This is a genomic window from Roseateles sp. P1_C1_2, from assembly GCF_056406535.1.
Genome location: NZ_JBFUAB010000015.1, coordinates 39469 through 54697, shown reverse-complemented (window position 1 = coordinate 54697; position 15229 = coordinate 39469). Strand labels below are relative to the sequence as shown.

The following is a 15229-nucleotide window of genomic DNA, read 5'->3' as shown; positions in this document are numbered from 1 at the left end:
CTGCCACTTCAACCGCCCGCCATGAACGTCGCCAAGATCATCGGCATCCTTCTCATCATCGCCGGCACTGCCAGCCTGGTCACCGGTGGCTTCAGCTACACCAAGGACAAGACCGTCGTGAAGCTCGGGCCGTTGGAGCTGTCGGCCAAGCAGAAGGAAGAGGTGAACCTGCCGGTATGGCTGGGCGTGGGGGCGATTGCGGTGGGTGGGCTGTTGCTGCTGTTGGGCGGCCGCAAGGGGTGAACGGCATGCACGACACCGTCCTGCGCTTCTGGTTCGAGGAGATCACGCCGGCCCAATGGTGGAAGGTCGACACGGCCTTCGATGAACTCGTCCGCGCCCGCTTTGGCGCCCTGCATGAACAGGCCAGGCGCTGCGAGCTCTTTGCCTGGCGCGCCACGCCCGAGGGGCGCCTCGCCGAGGTCATCGCGCTGGATCAGTTCGCGCGCAATATCCACCGCGGCACGGCCGATGCCTTTGCGGCCGACCCGCTGGCGCTGGCGCTCGCTCAGGAGGCCGTGGCCGCCGGTGCCGACCTGGCCCTGCCCGTCGAGCAGCGGGCCTTCCTCTACATGCCCTATATGCACAGCGAATCCGTCGCCATCCATGCGGCGGGCGAGCCGCTGATGCGTGAGCGCGCGCCGCAGCACACGCATGAGTTCGAGCTCAAGCACAAGGCCATCGTCGACCGCTTCGGGCACTACCCACACCGCAACGCCATCCTCGGCCGCGCGTCGACGCCGGAGGAAGAGGTCTTCCTCACGCAGCCCGGTTCGAGCTTCTAGACGTCCAGCAGATAGACGGTTGCCGCCGCGCGCTCCTCGGCGCTGTGGCCAGCGAGGGCCTTGTTCCACTCCGCACCGCCGGCGCCCGTCGACGACGTGGCGCTGCGCGTCATGACGGCAACCTCCTCGGTGCCCACGTCGAACTCACCCGCCGGCTCGCGGCTGTCGAGAAAGAGCTTGGCGACCGGGCCGGCGCCCGACTCGATGACGATCAGGTACCGGGAGACCTTGCGGTGCTCCTGCTGGGCGTGCCGTCCTGGCACCTCGTGACCAAAGCCTTGGCTCATCGGGTCTCCTTGCGCAAGTCGAGCCATTGTGCGCTGCCCTGCGCAGGAGTAACCCTGAAGGCCGTGCCTGGTGGTGCGTGATCCAATCAGGAAAGTGGAACCGATTCCAACAACGACAGCCAAAGACCTGGCGAGGAAGAGACATGCAGTGCAAGCAAGCGATGGCGGCCGTGTTGGCCGTGGGCCTGGCGGCTGCCGCCGTGGCGGCTGACAAGCCGGACTTCGGCCCCAACGTCCACATCTTCGACCCCGCGACGCCGGGCCTGCAGCAGCGCATCGACGAGGTCTATGCGGCCCAGCAGCCCAACCATTTCGGCCCGCGCCGCGACGCCATCCTGCTCAAGCCCGGCACCTACGACGGCCTGCGCATCCCGGTGGGCTTCTACACGCAGGTGCTGGGCCTGGGCGCGCACCCGGACGATGTCCATGTCGTCGGCGACCTGCGCTCCACGGCCTTCCTCGACGGCGACAACGCGACGCAGAACTTCTGGCGCGGCGCCGAGAACTTCTCGGTGACGCCGACGCTGGGCATCGGCGACAACACCATGCAGTGGGCCGTGTCCCAGGCCATCCCGTTCCGGCGCATGCATGTGCGCGGCAATATGCGGCTGAACCAGAACAAGGGCTGGGCCAGCGGTGGCTGGTTCTCGGACGTGCTGGTGGACGGCCAGGTGAACTCGGCGACCCAGCAGCAATGGCTGTCGCGCAACAGCCGGTGGGGCAGCTGGACGGGCTCGAACTGGAACATGGTCTTCGTCGGCGTGCAGGGGGCACCGGCGGGCGAGTTCCCGACGCCGGGCCAGCGCTTCACCAAGGTCGACAAGACGCCGCTGGTGCGCGAGAAGCCCTATCTCTTCATCGACGCCCAGGGTGGCTACGCGGTGCGCTTGCCGGCGCTGCGGCGCGACAGCGTCGGCATCTCCTGGGCCGACGGCAGGCAGGCGCCGGGCAGGACGCTGCCGATTGCCCAGTTCTTCATCGCCAGGCCGGGCGACACGGCGGCGGCGATGAACGCGCAGCTGGCGGYGGGCAAGCATCTGCTGTTCACGCCGGGCGAGTACCTGCTGACCGAGACGCTGCAGGTCAGGCGCCCCGGTACCGTCGTGCTGGGCATCGGCTTTCCGACGCTGCGCTCGGACGTCGGCCAGCCGCTGTTGAAGACGGCGGACGTCGACGGGTTGACGATCGCCGGCCTCTTCCTGGACGCGGGCGAGAAGGACTCGGGCGTGCTGATGGAGGTGGCGCCCGTGGGTACCCGCAAGCGCCACAGGGCCGACCCCATCGTGCTGCATGACCTGTTCTTCCGCATCGGCGGCGCGGCGGCCGGCCAGGTCGACACGGCCTTGCGCATCAATGCTCACGACACCATCGTCGACCACACCTGGCTGTGGCGCGCCGACCATGGCGCCGGCGTCAGCTGGACGAGCAATCCTTCGGCGCATGGCCTGTGGGTCAATGGCGAGGATGTGACCATCTACGGCCTGTTCGCCGAGCATTTCCAAAAGGAGCAGGTCGTCTGGCAGGGCAATGGTGGCCGCGTTTATTTCTACCAGTCCGAGATCCCCTACGACCCACCGACTCAAGCCCAGTGGACGAATGCAGCCGGTGGCCGCGGCTATGCGGCCTACAAGGTGGCCGACTCGGTGACGCGCCACGAGGCCTGGGGCTTGGGGCTGTACAGCGTCTTCCTGAAACCCGACGTCGCGCTGGACCGCGCCATCGAGGCTCCCCAGCTGCCCGGTGTGCGCTTCCACCACATGATCGCGGTCTGCCTGGTGGACAAGGGCAGCATCGAGCACGTCATCAACGACGCCGGCGATGCGGCACGCTGCAAGGGCGGCAGCAACACGGCGACGCTGAAGGACTACCCGTGAGACGACCCGCTGTCGGCTTTGTCTGACAGCGGGTCGCGTCGTTCGACACCGTTTGTCACAGGCGGTCGACCTGAGACTGAGCGCACCTCAAAACAGGAGAGCGCCATGGGTGCCACCAAGATCATCGCCATCCTGCTGCTCGTCATCGGCGCGGCCAGCCTCGCCATGGGCGGCTTCAGCTATACCAAGGACAAGACCGTCGTGAAGCTGGGCTCGCTCGAGGTCTCGGCCAAGGAGACGGAGCAGGTCAATATCCCGATGTGGCTGGGCGTCGGCGCCATCGCCGTCGGCGGGCTGCTGCTGGTGTTCGGCAGCAAGCGCTGAAAAAAAGGGCGCCCGAAGGCGCCCGTACAAAGTTTGTCACCGGAAGGGTCAACAAAAACGGTCAGCCCGCCTCTTTCGCGAGGCGCTCTTCGATGCGCGCCTTGACGGCAGGCAGCTCGGCGGGCAGATGGAAGGCGAGCTGGGCGAACAGCTCGTCGTGCAGCTTCATCTCGGCCTGCCATTCGGCGGCGTCGATGCGGGTGACGGTGTCGAACTTCTCCTGCGAGAAGTCCAGGCCCTCCCAGTTCAGGTCGGCATAGCCGGGCGTCACGCCGAAGACGTGTTCGCTGCCACCGCCGTTGCCTTCCAGGCGGTCCAGCATCCACTTCAGCACGCGCATGTTCTCGCCATAGCCCGGCCAGACGAACTTGCCGTCGGCGCCCTTGCGGAACCAGTTGACGCAGTAGATGGCGGGCAGCTTGGCTCCCGAGGCTTCAAGCTTGGCGCCCAGGTCCAGCCAGTGCTGGAAGTAGTCGGCCATGTTGTAGCCCATGAAGGGCAGCATCGCGAACGGGTCGCGGCGCACGATGCCCTGCTGGCCGGCGGCGGCAGCGGTCGTCTCGCTGCCCATGGTGGCGGCCATGTAGACGCCCTCGGTCCAGTTGCGGGCTTCGGTCACCAGCGGCACGGTGGTGGAGCGGCGGCCGCCGAAGATGAAGGCGTCGATGGCCACGCCGGCGGGGTTGTCCCAGTTGGCATCCAGCGCCGGGTTGTTCGTCGCGGCGACCGTGAAGCGGGCGTTGGGGTGGGCGGCCTTGGCGCCGGTTTCCTTGGCAATGGCGGGCGTCCAGTCCTTGCCCTGCCAGTCGATGGCGTGGGCCGGCGGCGTGTCGCTCATGCCTTCCCACCAGATGTCGCCGTCATCGGTCAGCGCCACGTTCGTGAAGATCACGTCGCGCTGCAGGCTGTCCATGCAGTTGGGGTTGGTGTGCGAATTGGTGCCCGGCGCGACGCCGAAATAGCCGGCCTCGGGGTTGATGGCGTAGAGTTTGCCGTCGGCACCCGGCTTGATCCAGGCGATGTCGTCGCCGATGGTCGTGATCTTCCAGCCGTTGAAGGCCTTGGGCGGGATCAGCATCGCGAAGTTGGTCTTGCCGCAGGCGCTCGGGAAGGCGGCGGCGACGTGCATCTTCTTGCCGGCGGGACTTTCCACGCCCAGCACCAGCATGTGCTCGGCCAGCCAGCCCTGGTCGCGGCCCATCGTGGACGCGATGCGCAGCGCGAAGCACTTCTTGCCCAGCAGCGCATTGCCGCCGTAACCCGAGCCATAGCTCCAGATCTCGCGCGTCTCGGGGAAATGGACGATGTACTTGGTCTTGTTGCAGGGCCAGGACACGTCGGCCTGGCCTTCTGCCAGCGGCGCGCCCACGGTATGCACGCAGGGCACGAAGTCGCCATCGGTGCCCAGCAGCTCGATGACGGCGCGGCCCATGCGCGTCATCGTGCGCATGTTGACGGCGACATAGGGGCTGTCGCTCAGCTCCACGCCGATGTGGGCGATGGGGCTGCCCAGCGGGCCCATGCTGAAGGGCACGACGTAGAGGGTGCGGCCGCGCATGCAGCCCTTGAACARCGCCTTGTCGCCGGTCTGCAGCAGCTCGCGCATCTCGGCCGGGGCCATCCAGTTGTTGGTCGGGCCCGCGTCTTCCTTGGCTGCGGAGCAGATGAAGGTGCGGTCCTCGACGCGGGCGACGTCGCTGGGGTCGGAGTTGGCGAGGTAGCTGCCGGGGCGCAGCGCGGGATTGAGTTTCTTGAAGGTACCGGCGGCGACGAGCTGGTCGCACAGGCGCTGGTATTCGTCGGCGCTGCCGTCGCACCAGTAGACGTCGGCGGCCTCGGTCAAGGCCGCGATCTCGGCCACCCAGGCGATCAGCCGGGCGTTCTTGACATAGGCGGGCAGGTTCAGCCGCAGCCCCTGCATGGCGGGTTGGTTCATGGCGAAAGCTCCAATCATGGGAATGTGTTTGGGGCAGCCAGCGAGCTGGCCCAAGCACACCGAACCTGAGGAGGTGGATTGTCGAATCCAATGTAATCACGCCGTAACCACCGGGATCGGTGGGGTCATGCAAAACAGGAATAACGCCATGCTGGCGCGGGCGAGAGGCTCACGGCGCTCGTGAAGTGGGCCTAGGGTTTGCGCGAAGGCAGCGTGAAACTTCGTGCAACTTTGGCGTGGTCAGCGCTGTCATGCCGAGGTGCCGGCAACTACTCCGTGGTTGGGCGCGGCCGCCATCCTTGCCCATCACGACGCCACCCGCGTTGTCTTCTATCGGGCCTACCGCCCGTCCATCGGTCGCCATGCCATTGCGCGCAGCAGCAGCACGGCCCATTGGATGCTGGGGCGGGGACCTCGGTCATGAGGGGAGGCAGCGGAGCGTGGCTGCGTCCTGGGGAATACTTTGGGCTGACGCGCTGATTCAACGGTGCCGCCTTGGAGAAACGATGAAGCCTGCTGTGTTTGCACTCGCGCTGCTGCTGCTGTCGCAGGGCGCTGCCTTCGGCCAGGAGAAGACTTTCGATTCGCATGTCCACCTGTGGAATGGCGAAGCTTCGATCCGCGACTACGAGGCCCAGCTCAAGGCCGGCGGGCAATCGGTGGCCGGCTTCGGGGCCATGTGGTTCGGTGGCCCGAACCAGGCACCGGCGGGCGAGGTCGAGAAGACACGGGCCAGCAACGACGGCCTGATCGCGCTAGCCGCCAAGCACCCCGGCATGCTGCCGATCGCGACGGTCCATCCCTATGACGGCCAGGCGGCCGTGGTGGAGCTGGAGCGGGTCGCGGCGCGCGGCATCAAGGTACTCAAGCTGCATGCGCACACGCAGAAGTTCGACGTCACGGACCCGCGGGTGTCGACCCTCGTCAAGCGGGCCGGCGAACTGGGCGTCGTCGTGTTGATGGACAACGCCAGCATCATCCCCGGCGACACCGAGAACCTGTTCAATCTTGCGTTGAAGACGCCGAAGACCAGGTTCATCTTCGCCCACATGGGCGGGCTCAACTTCCGCTTCTGGAACATCCTGGCCCTGGCGCGAACGGCCGAGGGCCTGTTCGCGGACAACATCTATTTCGACATCTCCGCCAGCGTGATCATCGCGGCCGGATCGCCCATCCAGGACGAATTCGTCTGGACCGTCCGCAACGTCGGCGTCGACCATGTGCTGCTCGGCTCGGATTTTCCGCAACTGTCCCTGCCGCGCACGCTGGCGGCTTTCGAGCGCCTGGGCCTGACCGAGCAGGAAAGGGCGCAGATCCGCTACGGCACCGCGCGCGAGCTGTTCGGGCTGAAGTAGCACACCGCCGCTGGATGCGGGCGCCGGCGCTCACCCGTGCCAGCGCTTGGCCGCCCGCCGGATCACCTCGGGCAGCAGGTGGTTCTCGGCCTCGATGCGCCGCAGCCAGGTCGCGTCATTGCCCACGCCGTTGATTTCGCGGCGCACATATTGCAGCGCGGCCTCGGCGCGCAGGTCGCCGGCGTGGGTGTCCAGCCGGGTCAGCACGGCGATGAGGTCGTCGCGCAGCACGCGGTGCTCGCCGCTCTCGGGGTCGACGAAGGTGCCGTCCAGGCCGAAGCGGCAGGCCTGGAAGCGGTTGAAGGTGTAGGGCAGGTAGTCGTCCTCGCTGAGCTTGAACGGCTTCTCCACCGTGATCCAGCGCGCCAGGCACTGGATGAAGCCAGCCAGGGCCGCGGCCTTCTCGATGGTCAGCGGCGTGTCCAACACGCGGACTTCGATGGTGCCGAACTCGGGCTTGGGGCGGATGTCCCAGTAGAAATCCTTCATGCCCGAGACGACGCCGGTGCGGGTCATCTTGGTGAAGTAGGTCTCGAAGTCGTCCCAGGTCTGCACGAAGGGGGCGCGGCCGCTCAGCGGGAAGGCGAACACCGAGTTCAGCCGCGCGGAGTCGAAGCCGGTGTCTTCGCCCTGCACAAAAGGCGACGACGCCGCGAGCGCAATCAGGTGCGGGATGAAGCGGCTCATGCCATGCAGCAGCACCAGGGCCTCGTCGGCGCTCGGGCAGCCGATGTGCACATGCTGACCGAAGATGGTGAACTGCTTGGACAGATAGCCGTACAGCGACGACAGCTCGTGAAAGCGCGGCGTCTCGAAGATGCGCTGGCGCTTCCAGTGCTGGAAGGGGTGGGTGCCGCCACCGCACAGGCTGACGTCGAGCTGCTCGGCGCAGCCCACCAGCGCGTCCCGTATCTGGCCCAGCTCCGACAGCACCTGGCCGAAGCCCGTGCACACGCCGGTGGCCAGCTCGATCATGCTGCTGGTGATCTCGGGTTTCACGTCGCCGGGAATGCTGCGCTTTTCCATCAGACGCAGCAGGTCGGCGGAGACGGGCGCGAGGTCGTAGTCGGCGCTGTTGACGATCTGCAGTTCCAGCTCGACGCCCAGCGTCAGTGGCTGCGATTTGGAGAAGACCCCCAGGCTCATTGCTTGCCTTCCTTGCCGTTCTCTTGGCGATTGCGGCGCTTGGGCGCCGGTGGCAGCTCGCCGGCCAGGCGCAGCGCGAACTGCACGGCAATCGGGCCGATCAGCTCCAGCACGGCAATGCTGGCCAGGATGATGGGCACGGCGCCGGCGGCCAGCCCGGGCTCGGCGCGCATCAGCTCGCTGAGCATGACCAGGGCCGTGGCCGACAGCGGCGTCATCGTGATGGACAGGGCCAGGCCCTGGCGCCAGCTGGACTTGGCCAGGGGCGCCAGCGCCACGATGGCGATGGTCTTGGCGACGAAGCGGGTCGCCAGCAGCGCCAGCGCCGCGAAACCGCCGGCGACGAGGATCTTGGGTGACCAGGCCGAGCCGACGATGACGAACAGCATCAGCACCAGGGCGCCGCCCGAGGTGCCGAAGTGGCGCGGCCAGACCCAGGGGCGCTCGCTGGTGTTGCGCAGCAAGAGGCCGGCCAGCAGCGGCATCAGCAGCGTCGACACGCCGATGGCGCGCGCCGCGACGATGGCGAAGGCAACCAGGCCGAACAGCAGCAGCACGGCGCTCTCGTTGCGCAGGTCGAGCCGCCGCGCGACGAGATAGACGGCACCGGCCAGCAGCGCCGCCAGGCCCAGCGTGGTCAGCAGCGAGATCGCCAGGCCGGCCAGCGCCTGGGGCAGGCTGCCACCATCGTCCGCCGCCCACCAGGTGCGCATCAGGATCAGCGCGACCACGGCGTACAGCGTGTTCAGGGCCGTCAGCAGCGAAGCCCGCTGAGTGACTTGACCCTCGGCGCCCAGCTCCATCGCGACGCGGCCCGACACGGCGGCCGGTGCTGGCATGGCCAGGATGGCGCAGGCAATGGTCGTCTGCCAGCCGAGGTCGAAGAAGCGCAGCACCACGGCCACCGCCACGGCGCTGAGCAGGGACTCGGCCAGGCTGGTCAAGGCCAGGCCGGGGTTGCGGACCAGCCAGCGCAGATGCACGCGGCTGCCGATCTCGAACAGCAGCAGGCCCAGGGCCAGGTCGGTGACGGTCTGGGCCGCGCCGGCCAGCGGCATGGCCACGCCATGGCCGAAGGCGGCCGCGACGCAGCCCGCCAGCGTGTAGCCGACGACGCGCGGCAGCCGCGTCGTCGCGGCGATGAATTCGCCGGCCAGGGCGCCGGCCAGCAATACGCCGACGACGAACATCAGCGCGCTGGAAGGCGGCACGGCCAGCCCGGCCCAAACCCTGGCGCCGGTGTCGAGTGCGTTCATGGCTCTCCCTTGGGGTTTTTGCAGAAGCCTAGATGGCCGGCCAGCAGACCCTTGTAGGCCAACACGCCGAAAGCCTCCTCGACAATGCCCGGCATGCAAGTCCTCAGCGTGAATACCGCCCCTGTCGAACATTTCGTCGCGACCTCAGGCGAGTCCCTGGACTCCGCCATCCGCAAGCGCCCCCGTGAGGGCCGCATCGCGGTGCGGCCCCTGGGCCTGGAGGGCGACGAGCAGGCCGACCTCAGCGTGCATGGCGGCCTCTCCAAGGCCGTCTATGCCTACCCGCAGGAGCATTACGCCTTCTGGAGCACGGTGCGTGGCCAGGCCAAGGTCGAGGGCGCCCTGCGGCCGGGCGATTGCGGCGAGAACCTGACGCTGTCGGGCCTGCTGGAGAGCAAGGTCTGGATAGGCGACGTGCTGCGCTTTGCGGACTGCGAGCTCGCCGTCTCCGAGCCGCGCTACCCCTGCTTCAAGTTCAATGCCCACATGGGCTTCAACCAGGCGGCCAAGCTGATGGTTCAGAGCGGCTACTGCGGCTTCTATCTGGCCGTGAGGCGGGAAGGCACGATAGCTGTCGGCGAGGCCTTCGAGCTGATCCCGGGGCCGCGCGAGGTCGGCATCGTCGAGCTGTTCAAAGCCAAAATGAAAAAGCAACGTTGATGCGGCGCCGCGCGCTGTTGGTCGCGGCGGGACTTGCGCCCTTTGCCGCCCATGCCGGGCCGGCGCTGCAGGTCGGGCCCCGGCGCGCCGTCAAGTCGCTGGCGGCCGCGGCGCGGCAGGCCAAGGACGGCATGCTCATCGAGGTCGATGCGGGCGACTACGTGGCCGACGTCGCGAGCTGGCGCCAGCATGAGCTGACGCTGCGTGCCGTCGGCGGCCGCGTGAGGCTGATCGCGAACGGCGCGCACGCGCAAGGCAAGGGCATCTTCGTGATGAGCGGCCAGCGCCAGCGCATCGAGGGCTTCGACTTCGTCGGCGCCGCGGTGCCGGAGCGCAATGGCGCCGGCATTCGCGTCGAGGCGGGTTCGCTGACGCTGCTGGGCTGCAGCTTCGTCGACAACGAGAACGGCGTGCTGACGGCCAACGATGACGGCATCGAGCTCGACATCATCGACTGCGACTTCGGGGCCATCGCCTTGCGCGAGGGCAAGACGCACAACGTCTACGTCGGTGCCATCAGGCGGCTGGCCGTGACGGGCAGCTATTTCCATCACGGCCGGCTCGGCCATCTGCTGAAGAGCCGCGCGGCGCTCAACCACATCCTCTACAACCGTCTCAGCGACGAGATCGGCGGCCGCGCGAGCTATGAGCTGGAGTTTCCCAACGGCGGCGTCGCCGTCGTCATGGGCAACCTCATCATGCAGAGCTCGACGACGGAGAACCCGCATGTGATCTCCTTCGGCGTCGAAGGTGCCAAGTGGGAGAAGCAGGCCCTCTACCTCGTCAACAACACGCTGGTGGACCAGTTGCCCAGCGGCGGCCCCAATGGCGGTATTTGGCTGCGCGTGACGCCGCCGCAGGCCGAGGTCGTGCTGGCCAACAACCTGCTCGTCGGCGCGCCCAAGCTCGCGGCCGAGGGGCATTGGACGCGGCGCGCCAACTTCACGGCCGAGTGGGACGAGTTCGTGCGCGCGGCGCGCGACGACTACCGGCTCAAGCCCGAATCCTCACTGCGCGGCAAGGCAGTCGATGCGGGCGAAGGTGGCGGGCTGCGGCTCTCGCCGTCGCGCGAGTACCGCCACCCGCACACCAGCCAGGCCCTCAGCGGGCCGGCGCGCCACCCCGGCGCTTTCCAGTCCTGAGGGCGATGATGCCCAGGCCGGCGAGCAGCAGGGCCAGGCTCTGCGGCTCCGGCACGGCCGTCGTGAAGCCGAGCTGCTGGCTGGCCACGCGCTGCAGCGCGCGCGCCGTCGTCGCGTCGATGCCGAGGTCGATGGCCGCCTGCTCGCCCAAGCCCAGCGTCAGCGGGTCGCGGCCGGTGATGCTGCCGAACAGCGTCAGGGCGGACAGATAGGAGCCGTATTTGCTCGCATGCGTGCGGTCCAGCCACCACAGGTTCAGCGCACCGGCCGTCTCGGCGAAGGTGCCGCCGGCGTTGTAGAAGCCGCTGCCCTGGGCCAGGCCCTGGTCGACCGCGAGCTGGAAGGCATCGCCCACCGGCACCACGCCGGCAAAGCCCGGGTTGGAGGCGGCCTTGGCGTAGAAGGAGTCGTGCAGGTCGGCCGTCATCGCCGCGAGGCTGTTGTAGTACAGCGTCGCGTTGCCGCCGGCCGCGTCGACGATGGGGCGGCCGTCGGCGCTTGTCAGGTCGGGCGTCGTGACCTTGTGCGCCTCCACCATGTCGGGCCGGGCCCAGCTCTGCTCCAGATAGACCTTGGTATTGGCGCTCGCGTTCGTGTTGGCGGCGATGTTGCGCGTCGTGCCGCAGCTGCCCGCCGACAGGCTCGTGGCCGTGCAGGCCGCCAGGCTGCCGAACAGTGCCGATTCCTTGTAGCTCTGGGCTGCGCCGTTGTGGATGAAGCGCTCGAACTGGTCGGCGTAGGCATTGAAGGTGGCGAGATTGGCGTTCTTGCCCCTGCCGGCCGGCAGGGCCGCGTCGCTTTGCTCCTGCAGCACGACGGCGCCCCACTGCTGCGTGGCGACGTTCTCGCGCAGCTTCCAGTCGCTGTTGGCCGTGTCCAGGAACTGACCGCGCAGCGAGGCCGCGTTGCGCGTGGACAGCGACACGTCGTAGCTCATGCCCGCCTCGTCGGTCATCTTCTTGAAGATGCCCGGCACGCCGCCCCAGGGGTGGGGCTCGAACGTGCCCGAGCCCACCGTGCCGGCGGGAAAGCTGTTGGTGCCGGCCGGGTTGATGGCGTTGAAGCCGGCCGTCAGGTCGTGCACGGCGGCGGCGTTGTAGCTCATCACCGGGTCGACACGGCCGAAGGTGTAGCTGTTGCCGACGAAGAGGATCTTGATGGGGTCGGCCGCGAGGGCGGGCCCCGCCAGCGTGGCCGCCAAGGCCAGCGCGAGAAGGCGATTCATTGCTTGTCTCCAGTGTTTATTCGGGGTCGTCCCAAGGACGGCCTCCACACTAGAGAGGGCAACTCCAGTCGTCAAATATCTGAAACATCACATCGCCATATCGGCGACGTATGGATCAGGCCTGTTTCAGCGCCGGGTAGTCCGTGTAGCCCTGGACGCCTCCGCCGTAGAAGGTCTCCTTCTGCGGCAGGGCCCAGGGCTGGTCGTCGCGGATGCGTTCGACGAGGTCGGGGTTGGCGATGAAGGGCCGGCCGATGGCCACCGCATCGACCTTGCCGCTGGCGACGGCATCCAGAGCCATCCCACGGTCATAGCCGTTGTTGGCGATGTAGGGGCCGGCGAAGCGGCGGCGCAGCTCGGCGTAGTCGAAGGGTGCGATGTCGCGCGCGCCGCCGGTGGCGCCCTCCACCACTTCCAGGAAGGCCAGCTTCAGCGGCGCCAACTGCTCGGCGACGTAGTTGAAAAGGGCCTGCGGGTTGCTGTCCTGGCCGATGTCGTTGCTCGGCGTGACGGGCGACAGGCGCAGCGCCGTGCGGCCCGCGCCGATGGTGCCGGCGACTGCCGTCATGACCTCGATGAGCAGGCGGGCGCGGTTCTCGATGGAGCCGCCGTATTCGTCGTTGCGGTCGTTGGCGCTGTCGCGCAGGAACTGGTCGAGCAGATAGCCGTTGGCGCTGTGGATCTCGACGCCGTCGAAGCCCGCCGTGATGGCGTTCTTGGCGGCCTGCACATAGTCGGCGATCAGCTGCGGGATCTCGTGCGTGGCCAGCGCGCGCGGCTCGTCGGTGGGTACCAGCTCGCCATAGGCGGCGTAGGTCTTGGTCTTGGCGGCGCGGTTGGTGGACGACACGGGCTGCTGGCCGCCCGGCTGCAGGCTCTTCAGCGAGATGCGGCCCACATGCCAGAGCTGCACGACGATCTTGCCGCCCTCGGCATGCACGGCGTCGGTGACCTGCTTCCAGCCGGCGATCTGCTCGGGCGTGTGGATGCCCGGGGTGTCGAAATAGCCCTGGCCATCGGGGCGGATCTGGGTGGCCTCCGTGATGATCAGCCCGGCGCCGGCGCGCTGGCGGTAGTACTCGACATGCAGCTCATGCGGGGTCTGGCGCGTCGCGCGGTTGCGCGTCAAAGGCGCCATGACGACGCGGTTGGCCAGCGGGATGTCGCCGAAGCGGACGGGGTCGAAGAGGGTAGGCATGACGGTGAAATAGGGACGAGACGGATGGTTGCAAGTCTGGCTTTCGTCGCCTTTCCCCGTCCTGGCGGGGTTGATCCCGGATGTGTTAGCGACAATCGCCCCATGCTCGCCTACCGCCACGCCTTCCATGCCGGCAACCATGCCGACGTCCTCAAGCACCTCGTGCTGACCCGCGTGCTGCGCTACATGGGTGAAAAGGACAAGCCCTACACCCTCATCGACACCCACGCCGGCGCCGGTGGCTACTCCGTCGAGGGCCGCTATGCGCAGAAGAAGGGCGAGTACGCCGAGGGCGTCGCCAGGCTCTACGACCGCAAGGACCTGCCCGCGCCGCTGGCCGACTACCTGGACCTGGTGCGCGCCTTCAACCCCGACGGCCAGCTGCGCCAATACCCCGGCTCGCCGGCCATCGCCCACATGCTGCTGCGCGAGACCGACCGGCTGCGCGTCTACGAGCTGCACTCGACCGACCACCGCATCCTGGCCAGCTACCTCGAGTCGCGCGCGCAGACCCAGGTGCGCGACACCGACGGCTTCGCCGCCATCAAGGCCGAGCTGCCGTCGCCGACGCGCCGCGCGGCCCTGCTGATGGACCCGTCCTATGAGATCAAGAGCGACTACGGCAAGGTGCTCGCTGCGCTGCGCGAGGCGCTGGAGCGCGCGGCCGACACCGTCGTCATGATCTGGTACCCGCAGCTGCAGCTGCTGGAGTCGAGCCAACTTGCGGCGCGCCTGAAGGGCAGTGCCGACGCTGCTGCCAAGAAGGGTTGGCTGCATGTGCGCCTGACCGTGGCCGAGCCCGCCGACCGCCCGGACGGCAAGGGACTGGGCATGCTGGGCAGTGGCATGTTCATCGCCAACCCGCCTTTCACGCTACACGACGAGCTGGCCGAGTGCCTGCCGCTGCTGGTGGAGAAGCTGGGCCAGTACGACGGCGCGAACTACGTGCTCGAACAAAAAGTGGCATGACCGAGAGCAAGCCGGTCACGATGGAGCAGATCGCCGCACTCGCTGGCGTGTCGACCATCACCGTCTCGCGCGCGCTGCGCGACAGCCCCTCGGTCACGCCGGCCACGCGTGAGCGCATCAAGACGCTGGCCGAGGCGGCGGGCTATCGCTTCAATCACCATGCGCGCAACCTGCGGCTGCGCCGCAGCCACATGGTGGCCGTCATGCTGGAGATGCAGCCCGACACCGACCGGCCGATGACCGACGCCTACCCGCTGCAGCTGCTGGGCGGCATCACGCAGGAGCTGACCTCGCGCGGCTACAGCGTGCTGCTGTCGGCGCTGCAGAGCCCCGGCCAGGGCATGGCGGCGTCGGCGGACGGCGTCATCCTGCTCGGCCAGGGCGCCAACGGCTCGGCCGTGAAGTCGGCCGCGGCCATGGGCCTGCCCATGGTCGTCTGGGGTGCCGAGCATGGCCGCGGCGATGCGGTCGTCGTCGGTGGCGACAACGCCCATGGTGGCGCCTGCGCGGCCGAGCGCCTCATCACGCTGCAGCGGCGCGAGCTGCTCTTCCTCGGCGATGTGCGCCATGCCGAGATCCGTGACCGCCAGCAGGGCTTTGCCAAGGCGCTGAAGAAGGCCGGGCTCAAGACGCAGACGCTGACGCCGGCGGCCTTCACCTTCGGCGCCGGCTTCACGGCCGTGCAGGCGCACCTTGCGAAAGGGGGCAAGCCGCCGGACGGCCTGTTCGCGGCCAGCGACCTGCTCGCCATGGGCGCCGTGCGCGCCTTCACCGACGCCGGCCTGGCCGTGCCCGACGCCGTGTCGGTGATCGGCTATGACGACTCGCCGGCGGCCCAGAGCTTTGCGCCGCCGCTGACCAGCGTGCGCCAGGACTGGCACCACGGCGGCGTGCTGCTGGCGCGCAAGGTGCTCGACCTCATCGGCGGCCAGGGCGCTGCCAGCGAGATCATGCCGACGGAGCTGGTCGTACGGGCGACCTGAGGGGCTGCTTGGCAGCGGAAGCGGTCCCCTGTGGCGAATCAAACCACTTCACGTTCGTTGAATAGAAATCCAGCAAGAGAAGGATGAGC

15 protein-coding genes are annotated in these 15229 nt (G+C 68.1%); 9 read left to right on the top strand and 6 right to left on the bottom strand.

Features of this window, described 5'->3' with window-relative positions:
- Positions 1-21: 21 nt before the first annotated feature.
- Together AC1D2H_RS16000 and AC1D2H_RS15995 are read left to right on the top strand one after the other, a co-directional pair.
- Positions 22-243 (top strand): hypothetical protein, encoded by a 222-nt coding sequence (locus AC1D2H_RS16000; RefSeq protein WP_478011646.1) that lies wholly within the window; start codon positions 22-24, stop codon positions 241-243.
- 5 nt (positions 244-248) lie between these two features.
- Positions 249-785 carry a DUF924 family protein gene (locus AC1D2H_RS15995; RefSeq protein WP_477931138.1) on the top strand — a complete coding sequence of 179 codons (537 nt, stop codon included), beginning with the start codon at positions 249-251 and terminating at the stop codon, positions 783-785.
- Here AC1D2H_RS15995 and AC1D2H_RS15990 read toward each other — a convergent pair.
- The gene (locus AC1D2H_RS15990; protein ID WP_477931136.1) at positions 782-1072 is read right to left on the bottom strand and encodes a hypothetical protein; all 291 of its coding nucleotides are present in this window, start codon (positions 1070-1072) and stop codon (positions 782-784) included. The genes AC1D2H_RS15995 and AC1D2H_RS15990 overlap by 4 nt on opposite strands.
- Positions 1073-1215: 143 nt before the next feature.
- Between AC1D2H_RS15990 and AC1D2H_RS15985 the strand changes: the two genes are divergently transcribed.
- Both AC1D2H_RS15985 and AC1D2H_RS15980 read left to right on the top strand, forming a co-directional pair.
- Positions 1216-2946 (top strand): hypothetical protein, encoded by a 1731-nt coding sequence (locus AC1D2H_RS15985; protein ID WP_478011645.1) that lies wholly within the window; start codon positions 1216-1218, stop codon positions 2944-2946.
- A gap of 105 nt (positions 2947-3051) precedes the next feature.
- Complete coding sequence (locus tag AC1D2H_RS15980; RefSeq protein WP_477931132.1) at positions 3052-3270, top strand: hypothetical protein; 219 nt, start codon at positions 3052-3054, stop codon at positions 3268-3270.
- 61 nt (positions 3271-3331) lie between these two features.
- Here AC1D2H_RS15980 and AC1D2H_RS15975 read toward each other — a convergent pair whose 3' ends face one another.
- Entirely contained in the window at positions 3332-5206 is a 1875-nt protein-coding gene (locus AC1D2H_RS15975; protein ID WP_478011644.1) for a phosphoenolpyruvate carboxykinase (GTP), read from the bottom strand.
- A gap of 506 nt (positions 5207-5712) precedes the next feature.
- Here AC1D2H_RS15975 and AC1D2H_RS15970 point away from each other — a divergent pair.
- The gene (locus AC1D2H_RS15970) at positions 5713-6561 is read left to right on the top strand and encodes an amidohydrolase family protein (RefSeq protein WP_478011643.1); all 849 of its coding nucleotides are present in this window, start codon (positions 5713-5715) and stop codon (positions 6559-6561) included.
- 30 nt (positions 6562-6591) lie between these two features.
- Here the strand turns inward: AC1D2H_RS15970 and AC1D2H_RS15965 are convergent, their stop codons facing one another.
- Positions 6592-7707, bottom strand: coding sequence for a YbdK family carboxylate-amine ligase (locus AC1D2H_RS15965; protein ID WP_477931126.1), 1116 nt, complete (start codon positions 7705-7707; stop codon positions 6592-6594).
- Positions 7704-8963: a cation:proton antiporter gene (locus AC1D2H_RS15960; RefSeq protein WP_478011642.1), complete on the bottom strand. Its 1260-nt coding sequence runs from the start codon at positions 8961-8963 to the stop codon at positions 7704-7706. The genes AC1D2H_RS15965 and AC1D2H_RS15960 overlap by 4 nt, the downstream gene beginning before the upstream one ends.
- Before the next feature lie 93 nt (positions 8964-9056).
- Here AC1D2H_RS15960 and AC1D2H_RS15955 point away from each other — a divergent pair, with 93 nt between their 5' ends.
- Together AC1D2H_RS15955 and AC1D2H_RS15950 are read left to right on the top strand one after the other, a co-directional pair.
- Positions 9057-9623: an MOSC domain-containing protein gene (locus AC1D2H_RS15955; protein WP_478011641.1), complete on the top strand. Its 567-nt coding sequence runs from the start codon at positions 9057-9059 to the stop codon at positions 9621-9623.
- Positions 9623-10765: a hypothetical protein gene (locus tag AC1D2H_RS15950; protein ID WP_478011640.1), complete on the top strand. Its 1143-nt coding sequence runs from the start codon at positions 9623-9625 to the stop codon at positions 10763-10765. Before AC1D2H_RS15955 ends, AC1D2H_RS15950 begins: the two co-directional genes overlap by 1 nt.
- Here AC1D2H_RS15950 and AC1D2H_RS15945 read toward each other — a convergent pair.
- Together AC1D2H_RS15945 and AC1D2H_RS15940 are read right to left on the bottom strand one after the other, a co-directional pair.
- The gene (locus AC1D2H_RS15945; protein WP_478011639.1) at positions 10725-11990 is read right to left on the bottom strand and encodes a PEP-CTERM sorting domain-containing protein; all 1266 of its coding nucleotides are present in this window, start codon (positions 11988-11990) and stop codon (positions 10725-10727) included. The two genes, AC1D2H_RS15950 and AC1D2H_RS15945, sit on opposite strands and share 41 nt — an antisense overlap.
- Positions 11991-12105: 115 nt before the next feature.
- Positions 12106-13188 carry an alkene reductase gene (locus tag AC1D2H_RS15940; protein WP_478011638.1) on the bottom strand — a complete coding sequence of 361 codons (1083 nt, stop codon included), beginning with the start codon at positions 13186-13188 and terminating at the stop codon, positions 12106-12108.
- 102 nt (positions 13189-13290) lie between these two features.
- Between AC1D2H_RS15940 and AC1D2H_RS15935 the strand changes: the two genes are divergently transcribed.
- Positions 13291-14157 (top strand): 23S rRNA (adenine(2030)-N(6))-methyltransferase RlmJ, encoded by an 867-nt coding sequence (locus AC1D2H_RS15935; protein ID WP_477931116.1) that lies wholly within the window; start codon positions 13291-13293, stop codon positions 14155-14157.
- Entirely contained in the window at positions 14154-15140 is a 987-nt protein-coding gene (locus tag AC1D2H_RS15930) for a substrate-binding domain-containing protein (RefSeq protein WP_478011637.1), read from the top strand. Before AC1D2H_RS15935 ends, AC1D2H_RS15930 begins: the two co-directional genes overlap by 4 nt.
- The last annotated feature ends 89 nt before the right edge of the window (positions 15141-15229 follow it).